The 17,065-nt window shown below is 28.3% G+C and carries 16 protein-coding genes; 7 read left to right on the top strand and 9 right to left on the bottom strand.

The genetic code is table 11. The features are described from left to right. The first annotated feature begins 32 nt into the window (after window positions 1-32). From STERM_RS02250 to STERM_RS02265, 4 genes are all read left to right on the top strand, one after another. Window positions 33-362: a toxin-antitoxin system YwqK family antitoxin gene (locus STERM_RS02250; protein WP_012859930.1), complete on the top strand. Its 330-nt coding sequence runs from the start codon at window positions 33-35 to the stop codon at window positions 360-362. A 337-nt stretch (window positions 363-699) separates the two neighbouring features. Next, window positions 700-1,674: a hypothetical protein gene (locus STERM_RS02255; RefSeq protein WP_012859931.1), complete on the top strand. Its 975-nt coding sequence runs from the start codon at window positions 700-702 to the stop codon at window positions 1,672-1,674. A gap of 22 nt (window positions 1,675-1,696) precedes the next feature. Continuing rightward, window positions 1,697-2,140 carry a DUF6630 family protein gene (locus STERM_RS02260; protein ID WP_012859932.1) on the top strand — a complete coding sequence of 148 codons (444 nt, stop codon included), beginning with the start codon at window positions 1,697-1,699 and terminating at the stop codon, window positions 2,138-2,140. Window positions 2,141-2,244: 104 nt separating this feature from the next. Further along, window positions 2,245-3,849 (top strand): toxin-antitoxin system YwqK family antitoxin, encoded by a 1,605-nt coding sequence (locus tag STERM_RS02265; RefSeq protein ID WP_012859933.1) that lies wholly within the window; start codon window positions 2,245-2,247, stop codon window positions 3,847-3,849. 543 nt (window positions 3,850-4,392) lie between these two features. On the opposite strand, the gene STERM_RS21525 is transcribed toward STERM_RS02265, so the two are convergent. From STERM_RS21525 to STERM_RS02285, 4 genes are all read right to left on the bottom strand, one after another. Further along, complete coding sequence (locus tag STERM_RS21525) at window positions 4,393-5,226, bottom strand: IS91 family transposase (protein WP_169305383.1); 834 nt, start codon at window positions 5,224-5,226, stop codon at window positions 4,393-4,395. 745 nt (window positions 5,227-5,971) lie between these two features. Further along, window positions 5,972-6,472 carry a GNAT family N-acetyltransferase gene (locus STERM_RS02275; protein ID WP_012859934.1) on the bottom strand — a complete coding sequence of 167 codons (501 nt, stop codon included), beginning with the start codon at window positions 6,470-6,472 and terminating at the stop codon, window positions 5,972-5,974. Between the two features lie 10 nt (window positions 6,473-6,482). Continuing rightward, window positions 6,483-7,403: a hypothetical protein gene (locus STERM_RS02280; RefSeq protein ID WP_012859935.1), complete on the bottom strand. Its 921-nt coding sequence runs from the start codon at window positions 7,401-7,403 to the stop codon at window positions 6,483-6,485. Window positions 7,404-7,468: 65 nt separating this feature from the next. Continuing rightward, window positions 7,469-8,089: a Crp/Fnr family transcriptional regulator gene (locus STERM_RS02285; RefSeq protein WP_012859882.1), complete on the bottom strand. Its 621-nt coding sequence runs from the start codon at window positions 8,087-8,089 to the stop codon at window positions 7,469-7,471. A gap of 737 nt (window positions 8,090-8,826) precedes the next feature. On the opposite strand from STERM_RS02285, the gene STERM_RS22005 reads away from it, so the two are divergent. Together STERM_RS22005 and STERM_RS02290 are read left to right on the top strand one after the other, a co-directional pair. Further along, complete coding sequence (locus tag STERM_RS22005; RefSeq protein ID WP_012859936.1) at window positions 8,827-8,988, top strand: hypothetical protein; 162 nt, start codon at window positions 8,827-8,829, stop codon at window positions 8,986-8,988. A gap of 231 nt (window positions 8,989-9,219) precedes the next feature. Next, window positions 9,220-9,540, top strand: a complete 321-nt coding sequence (locus tag STERM_RS02290; RefSeq protein WP_041309764.1) for a transposase — start codon at window positions 9,220-9,222, stop codon at window positions 9,538-9,540. Window positions 9,541-10,762: 1,222 nt separating this feature from the next. Here STERM_RS02290 and STERM_RS02295 read toward each other — a convergent pair. From STERM_RS02295 to STERM_RS02315, 5 genes are all read right to left on the bottom strand, one after another. Beyond that, window positions 10,763-11,569 carry a hypothetical protein gene (locus STERM_RS02295; protein WP_012859937.1) on the bottom strand — a complete coding sequence of 269 codons (807 nt, stop codon included), beginning with the start codon at window positions 11,567-11,569 and terminating at the stop codon, window positions 10,763-10,765. Continuing rightward, window positions 11,566-12,264 carry a hypothetical protein gene (locus tag STERM_RS02300; RefSeq protein WP_147289462.1) on the bottom strand — a complete coding sequence of 233 codons (699 nt, stop codon included), beginning with the start codon at window positions 12,262-12,264 and terminating at the stop codon, window positions 11,566-11,568. Before STERM_RS02300 ends, STERM_RS02295 begins: the two co-directional genes overlap by 4 nt. A 433-nt stretch (window positions 12,265-12,697) precedes the next feature. Beyond that, window positions 12,698-13,621, bottom strand: a complete 924-nt coding sequence (locus STERM_RS02305; RefSeq protein ID WP_012859939.1) for a hypothetical protein — start codon at window positions 13,619-13,621, stop codon at window positions 12,698-12,700. Then, window positions 13,622-14,389, bottom strand: a complete 768-nt coding sequence (locus tag STERM_RS21015) for a tetratricopeptide repeat protein (protein ID WP_012859940.1) — start codon at window positions 14,387-14,389, stop codon at window positions 13,622-13,624. Window positions 14,390-14,433: 44 nt separating this feature from the next. Next, complete coding sequence (locus STERM_RS02315) at window positions 14,434-16,062, bottom strand: hypothetical protein (RefSeq protein ID WP_012859941.1); 1,629 nt, start codon at window positions 16,060-16,062, stop codon at window positions 14,434-14,436. A gap of 314 nt (window positions 16,063-16,376) precedes the next feature. Here STERM_RS02315 and STERM_RS02320 point away from each other — a divergent pair, with 314 nt between their 5' ends. Next, window positions 16,377-16,565, top strand: a complete 189-nt coding sequence (locus tag STERM_RS02320) for a hypothetical protein (RefSeq protein WP_012859942.1) — start codon at window positions 16,377-16,379, stop codon at window positions 16,563-16,565. Window positions 16,566-17,065 lie beyond the last annotated feature (500 nt).

Consider the following 17,065-nt stretch of genomic DNA (forward strand, 5'->3'; position numbering starts at 1 on the left):
AGATACAAGATAATGCAATATTAGGAAGACAAATGAAAGAAAAAAGGATAAATTATCAAACGCTAATAGGAAATGTTTTTGAGTTAAAGTATATGATGGGAAAATATGCTTTATTGTTGAATAATGAATTGTTTAGCGGGAAACTTATTTTAGAGTATGATAATGGGAATCTTCATTCAAGCGGAATTATAAAAAACGGATTTAAACATAAAGAATGGATAACATGTTATGAAAACGGGGAAGTACAGATAAAAGAATTATTTACAGCCAATCTGCACCAGGGCGAATATTTAGAATATCATAAAAATGGAAAATTAAAAGGAAAAAGTTTTTTTATGTTTGGAGATTCACATGGGGAATAGAGAATGTACTATAGATGAGATAAGTAAGCATTTTGATTTAGAAGAAGCTAAAAAAATATGAGAGAAAGATAGATACTTCAAAATGTTTTGATCTTGATAAAGGATATTTCAGAACAGTTTCAGATGGAAGATTATTTGAATAGGATGATTAAAGAAGGAGACGGCAGATATAAAGACTTTGCTAAAAAATTGAAAAATTATGAAAAAAATATCCGGGTTTACAATATGAATTTATTAGAGTAGAAACTGACATAAAAATAACTAAAATAGGATTTGGAGTAGATGAGTTAAAAGTAAAGGATTGGAATAAAATGTAAATAAAAGAGGTGTTTATTAGATGTCATATAGAAAAAAAATAGATATATCATATAAAAGGTATAAAAGTAATTTTGAAAAAAAAATTAGGTTTGAAGAAATAGAAGAGGAATATAATGAAATTAAAGATGAAATTTTTGGAATAATTAATTCAAATAATTTAAATGAAGATCATATTTTATTAATAGATTTAGATACAATATATCAATACTATATTTCAAAATGGAAAAAAAATGTTTTGATAGAAAATAAAAAAGAAACAATAGAGTTGAAAAAAATGCAGGTAGCTGTATTTTATACATGTATAGTACAAGATTTATATAAAACCCGTTATCCGAATATGAGATTACAATATAATTTTAGGGATATTGTGTTAGCATTAGTGCATTTTAATCTTTTTGGATGGACAAAAGAAGAAGATATTTTGTTTAAATTTATTACAGAGAATATTGGAAGTAATATACTAGATATGAATGATTATAATACTCATGTCTGGTTTCTTTTAGAATTGTATTTAAGATACACTAATAAGACTATACTAGGCACAAATAAAAATGTAAATTTGATGATAAAAAAGGAACTATCGGCTAAGGATTTAAATACTAATTTTATCCCGGATACTCTGAATGTTTACGAAAATACTTTGAATAGTTGGGAAACAAAAGATTTAAAAGAAATAACAGAATTAATGAAACAAATGATTGAATACCATACAATTAAAGCAGAAAATATAGGAGATTTAGATGAGTTTACAAATTATATTTATGGATTCTACCCAATAGAAATTTTGTATCTGATTCAAATAAGAAAAAAACTGGGATTGTCAGTTAGTGAGGAATTTGATGATTTTCTAATGAATACACCAGAAGCTAAAATGGAATTTAAAGAGAAAGAGCCATATCCGGAGATGGATGAACTTGTGGAAGAAATAGATAAATTTTACAGAAGAAATTATCCGGAGTATATACCAAATAAACACGGAGAATTATTTAAATAGAATTAGAAGAAAGGGGAGTCATATGAGAATAAATAAATTAGTAGAAATAATATTTAATGAAGCTTATGAAGTTTATGATAAAAATGATGTATGCATGGAAATTTTAGATTATGGATTAGAAAATAAAAAGCTTCTGTATATTGATTATAAAGGGGAGGAGAATCAAGAAATAGTAAATTATATATTAGATTATGAATTTGAGAATGGGCTGGAACTCGCAAACGAAGAAGAACTAGAGTATCTTGAGGATTTTGATTATACAGAATTACCAGAGAAAATAAAAGAAGTAAATAAAATAATAAAGAAAAATAATTATGGTTTATTTTCTTATCCAACATTTAGTGATTTTTATGCATTATTTTTGTCAGAGTTAAAAAATAAAGAAGAATTATTGAAAAGTGATATATGTATAAATTCTACGGATGAAAGAGTGCCTTTGGAGGCAAAAACAATCCAATATTATTAGAATGGTCAAAAAATGTTTTTTGTTGTTTTATTGGAAGAGTTAATATTAGTTCTTCTGAATAAAATAATAAGTAGATGCAAGATAATGCAATATTAGGAGGGCAAATGAAGGAAAAAAGGATAAATTATCAAACACCGATAGGAAATGTTTTTGAGTTAAAGGATATGATGGGAAAATATGCTTTATCACTGGAGAATGAATTGTTTACCGGGAAACTTATTTTAGAATATGATAATGGGAATCTTCATTCAAGCGGAATTATAAAAAACGGATTTAAACATAAAGAATGGATAACATATTATGAAAACGGGGAAGTACGGATAAAAGAATTATTTACAGCTAATTTGCGTCAGGGAAAGTATCTGGAATATCATAAAAATGGAAAAATATCTGTAAAAGGTCTATTTTTAAATGGTATGAAGACTGAGAGCTGGAAATGGTATCATGAAAATGGAGTTTTGAAAATGATAGGTTCGTATATAGCAGGAAATAAAACTGGGGAATATAAAGAATACTCTGAAAATGGGAAACTCATCAGAATAGCACAATTCCTTGATAATAAAGAACATGGAGAAGGAATTTGGTATTATGAAAGTGGAAAATTAAAGGGGAAAAGGCTTTTTATGTTTGGAGATTCGCATGGAGAGCAGAGAATATACTATGAAAATGGTAATTTGAAATCAGTTGGTAAGTATATTAGGGATGAAAGAGTGGGGGAATGGAAAGAATATTATGAAAACGGGAATTTGAAAATAATATCAAATTGGACGAATTCAAGACAAAATGGAAAAGCATATGAATATTATGAGAGTGGTGCGATGAAGGCAGCTGCTAATTATCATAGAGGAAGGCAGCATGGGGAAACAGCTTTTTTTCATAAAAATGGAAATAAAAGAAAAGTAGAGATGTATAATAATAATACACTGGATGGAAAATCATATGTGTATGATGAAGAAGGAAATTTGGAAAAAGAATTATTTTATAAAAATGGAAAGATAAACGGTTTGGTAACAGCCTATTACTCAACTGGTAAAGTTAAATACAAAGCTCATTATAAAATGGGTGTTATTTATGGAGAATACAAAGCTTTCGATAAAAATGGAAATTGTACAGAAAGAGGCTTTATAGATGAAATGAATAATATTTTTGATATAAAAGCAATAGAGATAAAAAAGGAAATTAAGAAAAAAGAAAGAGCTGTAATTAAAAATATTGAAATAAGAAAAATAGAAAAAGAGAAAGTGACAATTAGAGAAGATAAAAAAGAGGTAAATTATTATAAAAGTATAATTCAACCGGAAGAGCCAAAACAGAATATAAGAACAGAAGGCAGTCCTTTTCTAAGATATGATGAAGTTTTGGAATTAAGGGAAAAGAATAAAAAAGCGCTAGGAATAATTGATTTTAATGATTGGAGGGATATGTTTGATTTAATTAATGAAATAAAAGGTTATATAGAGAATAGAGATATGGAAAGAGCTGTAAATAAAATTTTAATACTTTCAAATATTGATAAACAATTGGCAGAGAATAATTCAGCAGTAAAAAAAAATTTATCTGTATTATTGAAAGAAACGAGTAGATTTTTTATGGTTAAATCAAAAGATTTTGAAGAATATTGGGGATTTTTTGAAGGAAAGGAAAAATTAAAAACGGAATTTGTAAAAAGTATTGAAGGTTTGAAGGAAAAATTCGGGATAGGAAGTTAAAAAAAACTAATTATGTGTAAATAAGAAAGTTGGGCAGAATTTCCAAATCATAATAAAATAGTGCTAACTTAAATATTGTGATAGTAAAATTTATGAAAAAAATAGACAATGAGATATTTTCGTGAGACTAACAATAATTATTTATTTATAAAAAGAGTCAGAAAAATTTCAGTATTAAAAAATATGAGGAAGTGTAAATATGGATGTATTCAAATAAAAAAGACTTGCTAATAGTATATTTGATTATTTTAGAATTTGGGCTCCAATGAAAGATTCAACACTTGTATCGGGATGTTTAAATGAGTTTAGTTTTAGAACTGAGGAAGAAAAAAGAGGTGGAATAGCAGTCTTAGAAGTGCTCTAATTAATTAGAGCATTTTTTAATAGTAAGGAAAGTAAATTTAAAGTTAATGTATTGAAATCAAGAAAAATAGATAAAACAAGAAATTTTGATATATATGAGATATGAATAAGGAGCGTAAGCTCCTTATCTATTAAAAAAAAACATCACAAAATAATCTAACAGAGTTAGATTAAAAAAAATCAAATATATATTCTGGTTGGTGGATATAAGTAATGATAAAATTCTGAGACTTTCATTTTAATATTACATTTAGGGCAAACAAAAGGATTGATACCAAAGGTATTGAATATTTGTCTTTCATACCATGGAAAATTTGAAGAAACAGCAGAAGTTTTAAATGCTTGAATAGCGTTAGTGAGTTTATGTGATTTTCTTCTGGCGTAAAACCCAAATCTGCTGATCATTTTAAAGTTTTTAGGAGGCAGGTGAATAAGGATTTGAGTAATAAATTTGGACAAAGGCATGGTAACTAAAGTTTTCTTTTTATCTAGTTTAAGATCATAAAAAAAGAAAGAAACAGAATCATGGGAAATATTAGAGATTTTGTATTCAGCAATAGGAGCTCTAGCAAGATACCGGCCAAGATATTTAATGATTCCCTTGTTGTTGTTAATATTCCCGTTAGCAACATCAAAGAAGAATCTTTTATCAATTTTGTACATTAGACTGACAGTATTTTTAGCTTTTAAACGAATATGTTCGTTAGGATATTTACCATTTGAAATAATATCAAGAAGAAGGAATTTCCATTGTCTAGCGATTGATTCAGCGTGAAAATATCGAAAGTTAACAAAGTGAAAAAATTTATTAAAACCGCCAAGAGAGAGAATAGCATGAATATGAGGATTCCACTTGAGGTCTCTGCTAAAGGAATGAATAACAGTAATAAGTCCGTAATGAATGACATCAGAGGGAGTAAAGTATTGATAGAAAGATTTAGGAATTTTGTTAACTCTTAGATTTTTACGATGAATATTATGAAATTGATATTTAAAGATATGATTAACAGCCAAAGGAAGTTTAGAAAGAAGAGTTCTGTCATAGAAGAAAAATTCTCTGCATTGTTTAGGAATAGTAAAAAGGACATGTCTGTGAGGACAGTTGAGAATATCCTTTTGAAAAGAAGATCAATGTTATGTATAATGTTATTGCTGAAGATATATTTCAGTTTATTCTGTATAGTTATTTTACTAGTCATAAAACAATTATACAAGAAATCAGCCGGATTTTGAATCCGGCTTTTTTAAATTTAATTCCATATGAAAATCATTATGCAGCGATACATTATAAACTTTTTTCTAAGATAATCTAAAAAAATGAATACAGTGTTTATAGTATTTTGACCATTTCGGGCAACAAACGTTTGGTACATGGATTTTTATTCCTGAAGAACTTTTTAGTTTAATCTTATTTTATATAAAAAGCTTTCTGATCACAAAATCCGTAAGCGGATTTATTGCACTGTAACATATGGGGCAATGCATGAGGTAAGAAGCTTGGGAGCTTCTATTTATAAATTTAGAGGACTATATATAAAGGACAGATGATACCTCCTTGACACTGCCGTATCCTTAAAAAAGGGTGATTTTAACACACCCTCCGTATGCTCTTTTTTCAAAAAGAAAATGGCGGATTGAAATTTGATGTTTCAAAACCGCCGTAAGGTTACTGTATTTTGTTTTGGCGCATAGACACTTGCTCTCGCCAAACAACGTTTTTTTATTTCCCGTTATCGTGAGCAAGAGTAACACACGTGTATTATTCCCGCAACAAAGCATATAGTTTGCTGTCATAGAGGTGACCATTCTTATATACCGCCTTTTTTAGCACGCCCTCTAATTCAAAACCGTTTTTTTCAAGAAGCCTGCATGAACCCAAATTATGAGAAAAGACGGTTGCATATAATCGGATGATATTGCGATTTTGGAATGAAAGCTGCACCATCTGTTTTACAGCTTTTGTCATGATCCCTTTTCCCCAGTAATCTTCTCCAAGCCAGTATCCAAGTTCTGCGCTTTTCTCATAAATATCAGAACCTACTGTAATACCGATACCGCCCACCGCTTGACCGTCAATGACGATTGCAAGGTTGCGAATTTTCTGTAAATCTTGCGTTTGGCAAAATTCAATAAAGCGCACAGCATCTTCTTCCGTATAGGGGTAGGGAAAGATATTTCCCAAATTTCGGGAAATGATCTGGTTATTTGCATGATGTACCAAGTCGTGAACATAGTCTAAAGACCATTCTTTTAATTCCATAAATTTTCTCCTAAAGCAATAATAACCTTTCCAAACCAAGACCACTTATTAAACACCGATTTTTTTTACTCCCGGTCATTTTGCCAATCCAATCAACAAAACCACCATCGCCGATCTCAATTTGCTCGTTATCTTTTTGCATATAAATCTTAAAATTGATTCCTTTGTAGTAGTTGTTGTTCTCACTATCTAGAACAACAGAAATAGGAGTGTCAGGAAACATCTCTTTTGTAGCAGAGTACATTTTTTCAAAAAAGTCCTCATAGGCTGTATATCCAGTTCGCCGTCTTAGCACAATCGTCATTTTACGATGGTATCTTGTCTGTATTAAATTATCATAGAATTGAAGATGGTGCTTTAACAGCTCCTTTTCACACAGATAAGAACCCTTATCCTGTGCGGTGGATACAATGCAAAAAATCCCAAAATGTGCATATTGATTTTCGCCTTCCCACTTCTGACCTCTAACTACGCGTGTCGTCGTTGCATAGTGTGTACAGCGGGTATGGTCAATTTGGTTGTTCAATATATCATTGGAAAGCATGATTGCCAGAATATTAGACGGATCGGAAAGCACCTCAACATTCCGTACCGCACTTAATACATTGTTTTGGTTTACACAGCCAAACACACTACAACTTCCAATCGGTGCAACCGGGGACAATAATTTGTTTGTAATTCCGGCTTTTGATGTCATTGATAATAGTTCAAGTTCCAATTGGTGCAGTTTAATCGGGTCAAAGCTGCTCGGAGCAACAAAGCGATTTTCCCTGAATGTATGCAGGACTTTTTGTGGTGTGGATTTCGCTGTTCTTAGTGAAAACAGTTTCAATAAAATAGAATTGAAGTCTGCTGTATTCAAAGAACAAATTCTGTCGAAAAAGTCCTGTATTTCTATTTTTTGTAATATTCTTTTGCAAATTTTGTCCATGAAAATCTCTCCTTTTTTCAGTATAGCAAAAGTGAGAAATTCTATCGAGGTCAATTGACCCGCCATTATAAATATGGCACACTTTTTTGGAGTTTTGCCATATCCTTAATCAAAAATGTGTTGTTACTATATGAAATTATCCCCTCGCTCTCACAAGTGCTGATAGCCCTATTTAAACTCCGAATAGGGGTGTTAATTTCCTTTGACAAATTTGCTTTTGTGAGATTTTGCAAAGTGCCTCGCCGATAATGTAATAGAATACTTCTCAAAAGTCTTTCTTTCACGGTAAGGCTTAGTAAATGTTCTACCAATTCAGTGTTTATTATCAATTTATTTGCTAATTCCTTAATTAAAAATTTAGTAGCCTCAAAATCAGATTGTAACCATGATAGGAAGTCTGTTTTATAAAGTCGTTTGGCAATACATGATGTAACGGCTGTAATCTCAACTGGTTTCCTTCCATCGTAGAATGGTTCTATTTCACCAAAAAAACTTCCTTTTTCATAAAAATACAGAGTAGCAAATGTTCCGTAAGGGCTTTGAATATACGCCTCAGCAGTGCCCTCTATCAAGAAATAAATGTAGTTGTTCTCCTGCTCTGCAAATAATATTGTTTCATTGGGATTATACATTTTAGTTTCCAACTTCTCTTTCACACGGTTAGGTATAATATCATAAAAAAACATTGTACTCTCCTCTTGTTATTCAAAAATATTACCATAAATATTGGTGTAAAGAAAACGCCTAAATTATCTTCAAGCAACCAATATTTTATTCGTATTTTAACTTTTTTCTTCTTCCATCACTGGGCTTTTACGCGTCTTTAGGCCTTGGTTCGTTTGGTTGTTTCATATAAAACCCCTTTCTATAATAAATATATTATATCACGGAAAATTAGAGTACAAAGACAGCTGAAAATATAAACTGATTTTTTTAATTTTATTTTATATAATAATCATTATGGAACTTAGTCTTATGAATATTTTTATAAGATAATATAAAAAAATGAATTCAATGTTTAAAGTATTTTGACCATGTCGGCCAGCTGCAGCCTGGCATATGAGTTTTTATTTCTGAAGAACTTTATTATTTAATTTAAAACTAATCAAAAAATGAAAATAAAGTTGACATTGATACGAAAAAAACTAAAGGACAAATTGCATTAGATCAAATGAGAAGTATAAGCTCTGTTAGAATAGTCAAGAAATTAGATATCCTAAAAGATGAAGAAACTAAGAAGAAAATAACAGAAACATTTGAAATAATTTTTGAATGAGGTGATTCAATGCTTTAAATAAATGGTGCGGTAGACAAATTTCCGAATATATTCACGCATGTTCGGTAGTTGATCTAAATCCAAAAATGAACTAAAAAAATGGAATTGATTTTTAAAATAAATTTCAATATTCAAAAGGAGAAAAAAATGACAAAAGTGAAAATATTTGAAAGTTTCATTCACAGTTCTTTAGAAAGAGATATAAACAGTACGTTAGAAGGATATTATATAATATCGTCAAGCATATGCACCGCAATTACGAACAACAGGGTTTTATATACTGCAATAGTAGTATATGAGGTGGACTAAATGAAGGACTATGATAAATTTAAACAAAAAATATATAGGAAAAATTAGTAGACTTGAAAAAGGAGAATATAAATAAATTAAAGACAGTTGATATCAAGTAGTAGTTTTTTTTAATTTAATTTTATACAAAAAGCTTTCTGATCACAAAATTCACAACTGGATTTATTGCACTGCTACAAATAAAAGAATAGCAGACAAGACATCTTGAGGAAGTATATCCGATAAGTATTTATGGATACAATACATTACAGTGTAAGACAGGACGGAATGAATAGTAAAAAATCAGTATATATACTAATAGGAATAAATACGCGAGGAGAAAAGGAGATATTAGGATTCTGGCTAAATATATTGAATGAGATAGGAAGCAGAGGAGTACAGGATAATCTGATAATATCAGTAGATAATTTGAAAGAATTTAGTGGAGCAATAAAAAGTAAATATCCAAAATCAGAAATACAGAAATGTATAGTACATCAGATAAGAAACAGTATAAAATATGTAGCTTCAAAAGACATGAAGGAATTTACAAAAGATTTAAAACAGGGATAAAAATCTCTGTATATATTATTTTTATTGATTTATCTAGAGATTTACACAGAAATTGGGACATTTTCAAAATTTCATATCTTAACTCTGTGTAAACTTTTTTGGGGAATTCTACTTTTTTTATTTCAAAAAATAAAGGTCTTATTTCCCAATTAAAAATATTACTGGTTAGAGAAAAAGCGGAATAATTCTGATAGTCAGAAAAGTGGATAAATCCGGAACTTAATAACTCTAAAAATAGTATTGAAGAAAATTGTTAGGGGGAACTTTGGCGCACTTGAGTGCGCCACTTTAAAAAAACTAAATTTAGAATAGAATCTTAATGTTATCAGTATCTTTGATAACTATTTTTTTATTAAGCTCATCTACCAAATATTTGTCTCTATTAGGACATTCAAAATATAAATTCAATTTATCCTTATTTTTTCTTTTTAATGTTTTCTTTTCATTAAAAATTTTATTCATATCAAAAAAATCCACTACTTTTTCTAGATATTAGTTAATGGTAATATCTTTTAAGTTAAAATTTCTTATATCTGAATAACTATTTAGTATTTCAGATTCACTTCTTGTACGAGTAAATGAGTTTCCATTAAATCTTGTTATAAAGTCATTTGTTTTTCTGTTACCTAATATTCTAAATCTCAGATTTTCATAAATGCTACTTCCAATATCTTTTATATTCCATAATTTCTAATTTTTACTATTTGGAGAATCAGAATAAACAAACAATTTCTCATGCTCTCTTTCAATTCTAAAGATTTTGCCATTTTTTATTTTAACAAGATCATTTAGAGAATTGCTTGAAAATATTTGACATTCATATACTTGGTTTTCATTAATTTTAGATGCAGCATGATCTGATAAAACTTCTCTTTCTTCTAAGTTTCAAGCTAAAAAATAATTTTTATACATATTTTCATTATATTTCCCATAGTCTAATTTTATAACTTTAATATCTATATTATCATTAATATTTTTAATATAAATTTCAAAAAAATTCTACTATATAGGATGTATAAAACTTTCCAATTTATATTATTAATTTCAAAAACTTCTAATTCTTCTTCTTTCAGTTGATTCAAGAAATCATCAATTATATGTGGAACAAGACCTGTACTCAATTCTCTAAAAAAATCTCTGTCTTTATCATTCGTTAAATTTTTTTATGCTTCTTTTAGTATTTTTTATATATTCCAAGCTTCTTCTCCTTATATAGTTAAATTTAAATTCTGTAACCATAGTCAATATATTCTTTTAAATTGTAATTTTCTCTCATTGTTTTTTTGACCAAAAAGCTTTCATAATATTGATTATTTTCTTTAAAAACATAATAGCCTTTGATACCTAATGTTAAGTTTAAAGATTCATACATAGGTATTCTGTAAATATCTCTTAAATGTGCGTAAAATTTATTTTTACTAATTATTTCTTCATCTAATTCACCAACAAATTTCAATAAAAAACCATTGTTCGGCAGATTTACTATTTCTGTATTTAATACCATTGGAATAAACTGCATTGGAATAAGGTCACCAATTGTTATTTTTATATTATTATTGTTTAAGTGTTTATTATAGACAGGAACAAACATGGAATTTGTAATTCCGTTAAATTCAAATAACAAATGCATTTTTTCCATCTTTAATAGTTCCTCATAAGACATAATTGTAGATAAATTATCTGATGAATTTACAGGATCGTATGTTAATAAAGCAATTTTTTCTTTTTCTAAGTTATTTAAAATTTCTTTTCGATTTTCAATGTTACTTATTCTTCCACTGGCAGAAAGTTTAAATAAATAGTCATTTCCTATAACTTTATTCAAATTATCTAAAAAATTATTAATTTTAATATTCTTATATTCCTTAAATCTTACTATATTATTTTCAAAAAAAGCAAGCATGATCATAGTATCGGTGAATACCTTTTCATTTATTCCTTCTTCCATGTCTATTTCATGGAGAAATGAGATTGCTTTATAATTTATTCTCACATTAGCAGGAAGATTTAATTTATAGTTATTTATCACATTTCCTCCAGTAAGTATGCATTTTTTATATATCTTTCTTTACAATATTTTATTTCAATTTCTCTGTTACACCTTCTTACAAGTTCTGCTTCTTTATATATTTCAATATGATAATTAATGTCAAAAGTAAAGTTTTCTTGTTTTAATTCCTCTGTAATTTTAGAATTTTTTTTATAAATTTCCATAAACTTATAAAAATCAAATAATATATCATCAAGTTTACCATACATTTTATAAATAATGCTTTTCTCTTTATATACTGTTTCTTTTAAATAATATCTAAGTGGAAGTGACATTTCTGGTATGATATTTTTTATTTCCTCTGTTATATATTCTTTTTTAACTTCATTGTATTTAGAACTAATAATACAATTAAAAAATATTTGGAAAAATGGTATATGAGAGATAAGATTTTTTAACTCATATTCATTAGCTAATATTTTTTCTGATTCATGTAAAAATTTTAAAAATCTGTTGCTAAATTGTTGAGTATACAAGTTATTAAAAATTTTCTGTATTTCAGATATATTTATTATTTTATATAATTGAAAATTTCTATCAATAGATATTTCCAAATATTTAAGTATATTATAAAACAAAGTTTCCAATTCAGAAATTTTTCCGTTATATATTTTTACATCATTATTATAAAAGAAAAATTCTTTAAAGTTATTGCTTTTATTAATTATATTCAAAAGTTCATAGCTTTTTTCGATCTTTACTTCTTTTCTTTCCTTTTCTTCAATGGTATGCGTAAATTTATATTTAATAGGCATATCATTCTCCGTCCTTAATTATTATTTTGTTTTCTTTTATCAATTTATTATATTCATAATACTCTTCTGAAGTATCTATTAATATTCGATTGGTATTTCTTGTATTTGAGTTTGCCAGATCGATTATTTTTTTAGCTTTTGCAAAATCACTGGGATCTCCTGATTCTAGAAATTTACTGTAGCTTTTTCCACCCTCTACAGTATCTATTACAAGTTTTGCTGTATCATAATATATTAATATTTCATCAGTTTCATGTTTATGATCATTATAAATATCAGAATATGATTTTCCAGTTCCGACTGTTGATGAATAAGAACCACAAAATACAGCTTCCTGAGCTGGTTTTAACAGCTAGCTTAAAGGTGGCATCAGATCAGTGGGAGTTCCGGAAGCACGGCATATATTTGCTTTTATAGGATGTTCTTTTTCATATTCTTTTAAATAAGCTTCCTTAGCTAATTTGGTCTGTACGATTTCTCTTACTATACTGTAATTTTTACCTGTAATTAATTTATTTATTGAAGAAATTCCACCATCCACAGCATACACTAATTTTACAGACGTATAAGTTATAGTACCGACTGCACCGCTGGATGCTGTTGCTGTACCTAATCCCTGAGCAAGAGAAATAATTTTTTTAACCCCATTATATGCAGATAAAGCATCCATTGCTTTTATATATCCTTTTATAAATATATTATTGGTATTAGGGTCAACTCCGTAATACGGAGCCCTTTCACTCCACCACATCATAGCTCGGATATCTCCTAATTCTTCCTGACCATTTGACATAAATACAAGCTGTAAAAGATCTTTTCCGTGATCAACAGCTTTTTGACATTTTAGTCTTGAACCCATTAAAAGAGGGTAGCCGCCGTTTACTTCAATTCCATCATAATAACTAATCCATTCAACAGGTTCTAAAGTACATGGAGCACCATCAATAGGACATTTGAGTTTTTCATATCCGCTGAAATATTTTATATCAAGATCAGTAGTAAGAGCCAGTGGAAGAAGCCCAAAAAGAAAAACATTTCTGTCTGATGGTAAGCTCATAGTAATTAAAGGTGTAGCACCATTATATGGATTTATATTAGATGACTGTGAATAGGTATGATATCCCAGTTGTTCCTTACAGGTTAATGTAGCTCCGTCACTTATTAGCCTTTCTCCTGAGGTATTATCAAGGTCGTGGGTTGTGATATCATTTTGCCCAGTGATATCTTCGTTCGTATAAAATATCATATATTTTATATCTATATTATCCAAAAACATCTACTTCTCCTTTAGTTCTTTCAGTTTTTTCTTTGAATTTTTGTAACCTGATTTTGCAGATTTTTTATACCAATAAACAGCTTTTTCTATGTTATTTAAGTTTTCTTCATATAAAATTCCTAAATTATATTGGGCAGCTAAATTACCTTGCGTTATCGCTTCTAAATACCATTTTTCTGCCTCATTAAAATCACCTGTTTTTTTGTAAATAATACCTAAATTATTTTGTGAATCACTATCCTTATTTTCAGCAGCTTTCAAATACCACTTTTCTGCTTCTTTATACTTTTGTTGCTTCAAATATAAATAACCTAAATTTTTCCACGCTTTTAAGTGATTTTGTTCTGCAGCCTTTAAATACCACTTTTCTGCTCCATTAAAATTGCCTTGTTTATATAATCTTACTCCTAAGTTATTTTGAACACTTGCCTCCCCCATCTCAGCAGCTTTTACTTCCCATTCCTTTATTTTTTCTTCATCTTTTTCTGAATTATACAATTCATATAATTTGACTGCTCCTCTTACATCCCCTAGTTCATATGCTTTTTCAAAGTATCTTATTGCAAGAGCCTTATTTCCATCACCATATGAAGCAATTCCCGAGATTAACAAAGAGTCTAACTCACCGGGCTTTGTTCCGTCTACCTGACTCAGATATTCTTCACTTGCTTTTGATATTACGTCATTTCTACTGTTTTGCTTTTCACAAAATAAACCTAGTAATGCTAAAAAGATAATTAGTAGAAATTTTAAATACTTTTTTTTCAAGACTGTCACCCCTCACTTTCGTATTAAATAATTTTGTTTTTAGTCTATTTATTTATTATTACATTACCCCCGCCATTTATATTATATATTCCTCCTGATGTTGCAACTGTTTTCCCACTGGAAACCTGTGAAATTTCCTTTGCTATTGTTGATTTTACACCGCTGGAAATTTCTGTAATGTTTTTAGTATTAGCTGTATAATTCTCTGCTGTCATATTTGCATTTGTAGTATTCATGATCATATTATTTTTAGAATTCAAACCAATAAAGTCTGTTGTATTAACACTAAAAACTTTGCTATTTAATTGAAAATTAAACATTGGAGCACCGCCTGCACTATCATCACCTGATAAAGTGTAATTTCTTATATTAGGGTTACTAAATCTTTCACTTCCGGGATTATTAACAGCACCAGTAACATAAGAAAAATTCTCATTATTTTGTGGAACATAAATTGTAACAATATCTCCTTTTTCCGGGGAACAGAACATGCCACTGTTACTACTGCTGTATTCCGTGCAGTATGGAAAATTATGTGAGCCGGCATATTCATCTTCATATGCCTGTGATTTTTTTTCTGCAGATTTTTCAAGTCCGTGAGAGAAATCAACAGTCATGGTTGCTATTCCGTCTGTTCCTCCTATTTTTAATACTTTTCCTTCTATTATATAACCGACGGAATTTTTCAATGCTTCGAATTCATGTGATATTTCTATTAATTCATAATCATTAACAACATAATTATCTTTCATTCTTAATAATGCCTTTGACACTATTCTTGTGTCTGTACCGTCTTCTCCTTGACTTCCTTGATTTTTAAGGGTTATCTTAACTCTTTCGCCTGTATTATACGGAGTAGCTGCTTCTCTGACTTTAAATATAATATTCTCTCCTTCTCTTCCGCGTCCATAGACAGCATTATCAAGTTCAGCATTATATATCTCTAAATTTATTTCATTCCCCATGATAATTTCGTCTAAATGTGAAGCCATTGGTATTCCCATATCCTTACATATTCTTACAAGAAAATCCCAGTCATTTTCATTGTATTGAATATATATTTTTTGAATATTCCTGTCAAATTCATTCCCAAGATACAATGTTATATCAGGATAATCAGCTATGACAGCTTCTGCAATCTCTCTATATGTCAGTTCCAAGCTTTGAAAAGATCTGAACTTTGTTATCTTACTCATTTGAAATGTTGCTGATGGAGTATTTATAAGCACTACTGCTCTTTCCCCCATACTTTCCTCTATGTTTATATTTTCAATATTAAATGTATGAAATATTTTTTTAAATTTTTCATCATTATTAATTAGTTCTATTTCCAATGTATTATTCAAAGTAAAAACATAGCCATAATATTTATCTATTTCTTCAGAAGGTATTGTAAAAGTTAATTTTAGGTAATCATGACAAAAAAGAGTTTTATCAAGTTCAAAATTAATATCCTTAATATCTAAGATTTCACCGTTAAGTTTTAAAATAATATTTTTTCCGGTATACAATTCTGATATCTTATTTCTAGATTTTTCTAATAAACCATTAAGTCCAGAACTATTAATTTCTTTTGTGTTCTGACCCCTTGCAGAATTATTTATTAGTCCTCTATTTCCAGAATATTTTTCTTCTAATTCGTTAAAAATATCATCTAATGTTTTATTGCCCATAATATTCCTCCATAATAAATTTTTTTATAATATGATTATAATATTTTATATTATAACAAAATATAAGAGTATATTTCAACATATGTTAAATTATTTTTTAGTTTATATTCAAATTATTTGATTTTGTTTTTGTGATATATATTTACAAAACAGTGGTAATTAATCTTGAAATTTTCCAATATAGAAAGAATAGCAGTCTTAGAAATGCTCTAATCAACTAGAGAATTTTTTAATTCATCAAATAAATTATTATAATAAAATCAATATTTATATTTAGAAAAATTATATTTAAATACAATAATTAGGAGAGTAAAATGGCAGAATATAAGAAAATGGTTTTTGAAAATATTAGAATTACAAATTTAGATAAAAAAGAAAAACTTGAATATGTAAAATATATAGAAAAGCATATTGAAATATTAAAAAATTCAAAATTAAAAAAAGAGATATTTATGAATAGAATTCATACTTTTTTTAGTACCACATCAGAAAAAAGAATATAACGCTAAAAAAACTCCCTTCCTACAAATAGAAGTAAAAAAGTTTTTTGAATAGTAAGGAAAGTAAATTTAAAGTTAATGTATTGAAATTAAATAAAATAGATAAGATAAGAAATTTTGTATTCTGCAATAGGAGCTCTGGCAAGATAGCGCACAAGATATTTAATAATTCCCTATGAAGGGCAAAGTCTGGATTTATATGTAAGAGGAATTTTATGAGAATGACCGTAAGAGAAGCATTTAAGGAGAAGATACTCTTTATCTAAATTCCTGCTGGCAATAAAGTTAGAGATAGATTTTTTGATGAATGAAATATGAGAATAAGAAAAACAAGTCTCTTTGAAAAGGAGAGCAAAGTTGTGTATAATATTATCGCTGAAAATATATTTCAGTTTATTCTGTATATTTATTTTATTAGTCATAAAACAATTATACAAGAAATCAGACGGATTTTGAATCTGGCTTTTTTAATTGAATTATCTCAAGTTCTGGTTTAATTGACT

The organism is Sebaldella termitidis ATCC 33386 (assembly GCF_000024405.1).
Taxonomy (GTDB): Bacteria; Fusobacteriota; Fusobacteriia; order Fusobacteriales; family Leptotrichiaceae; genus Sebaldella; species Sebaldella termitidis.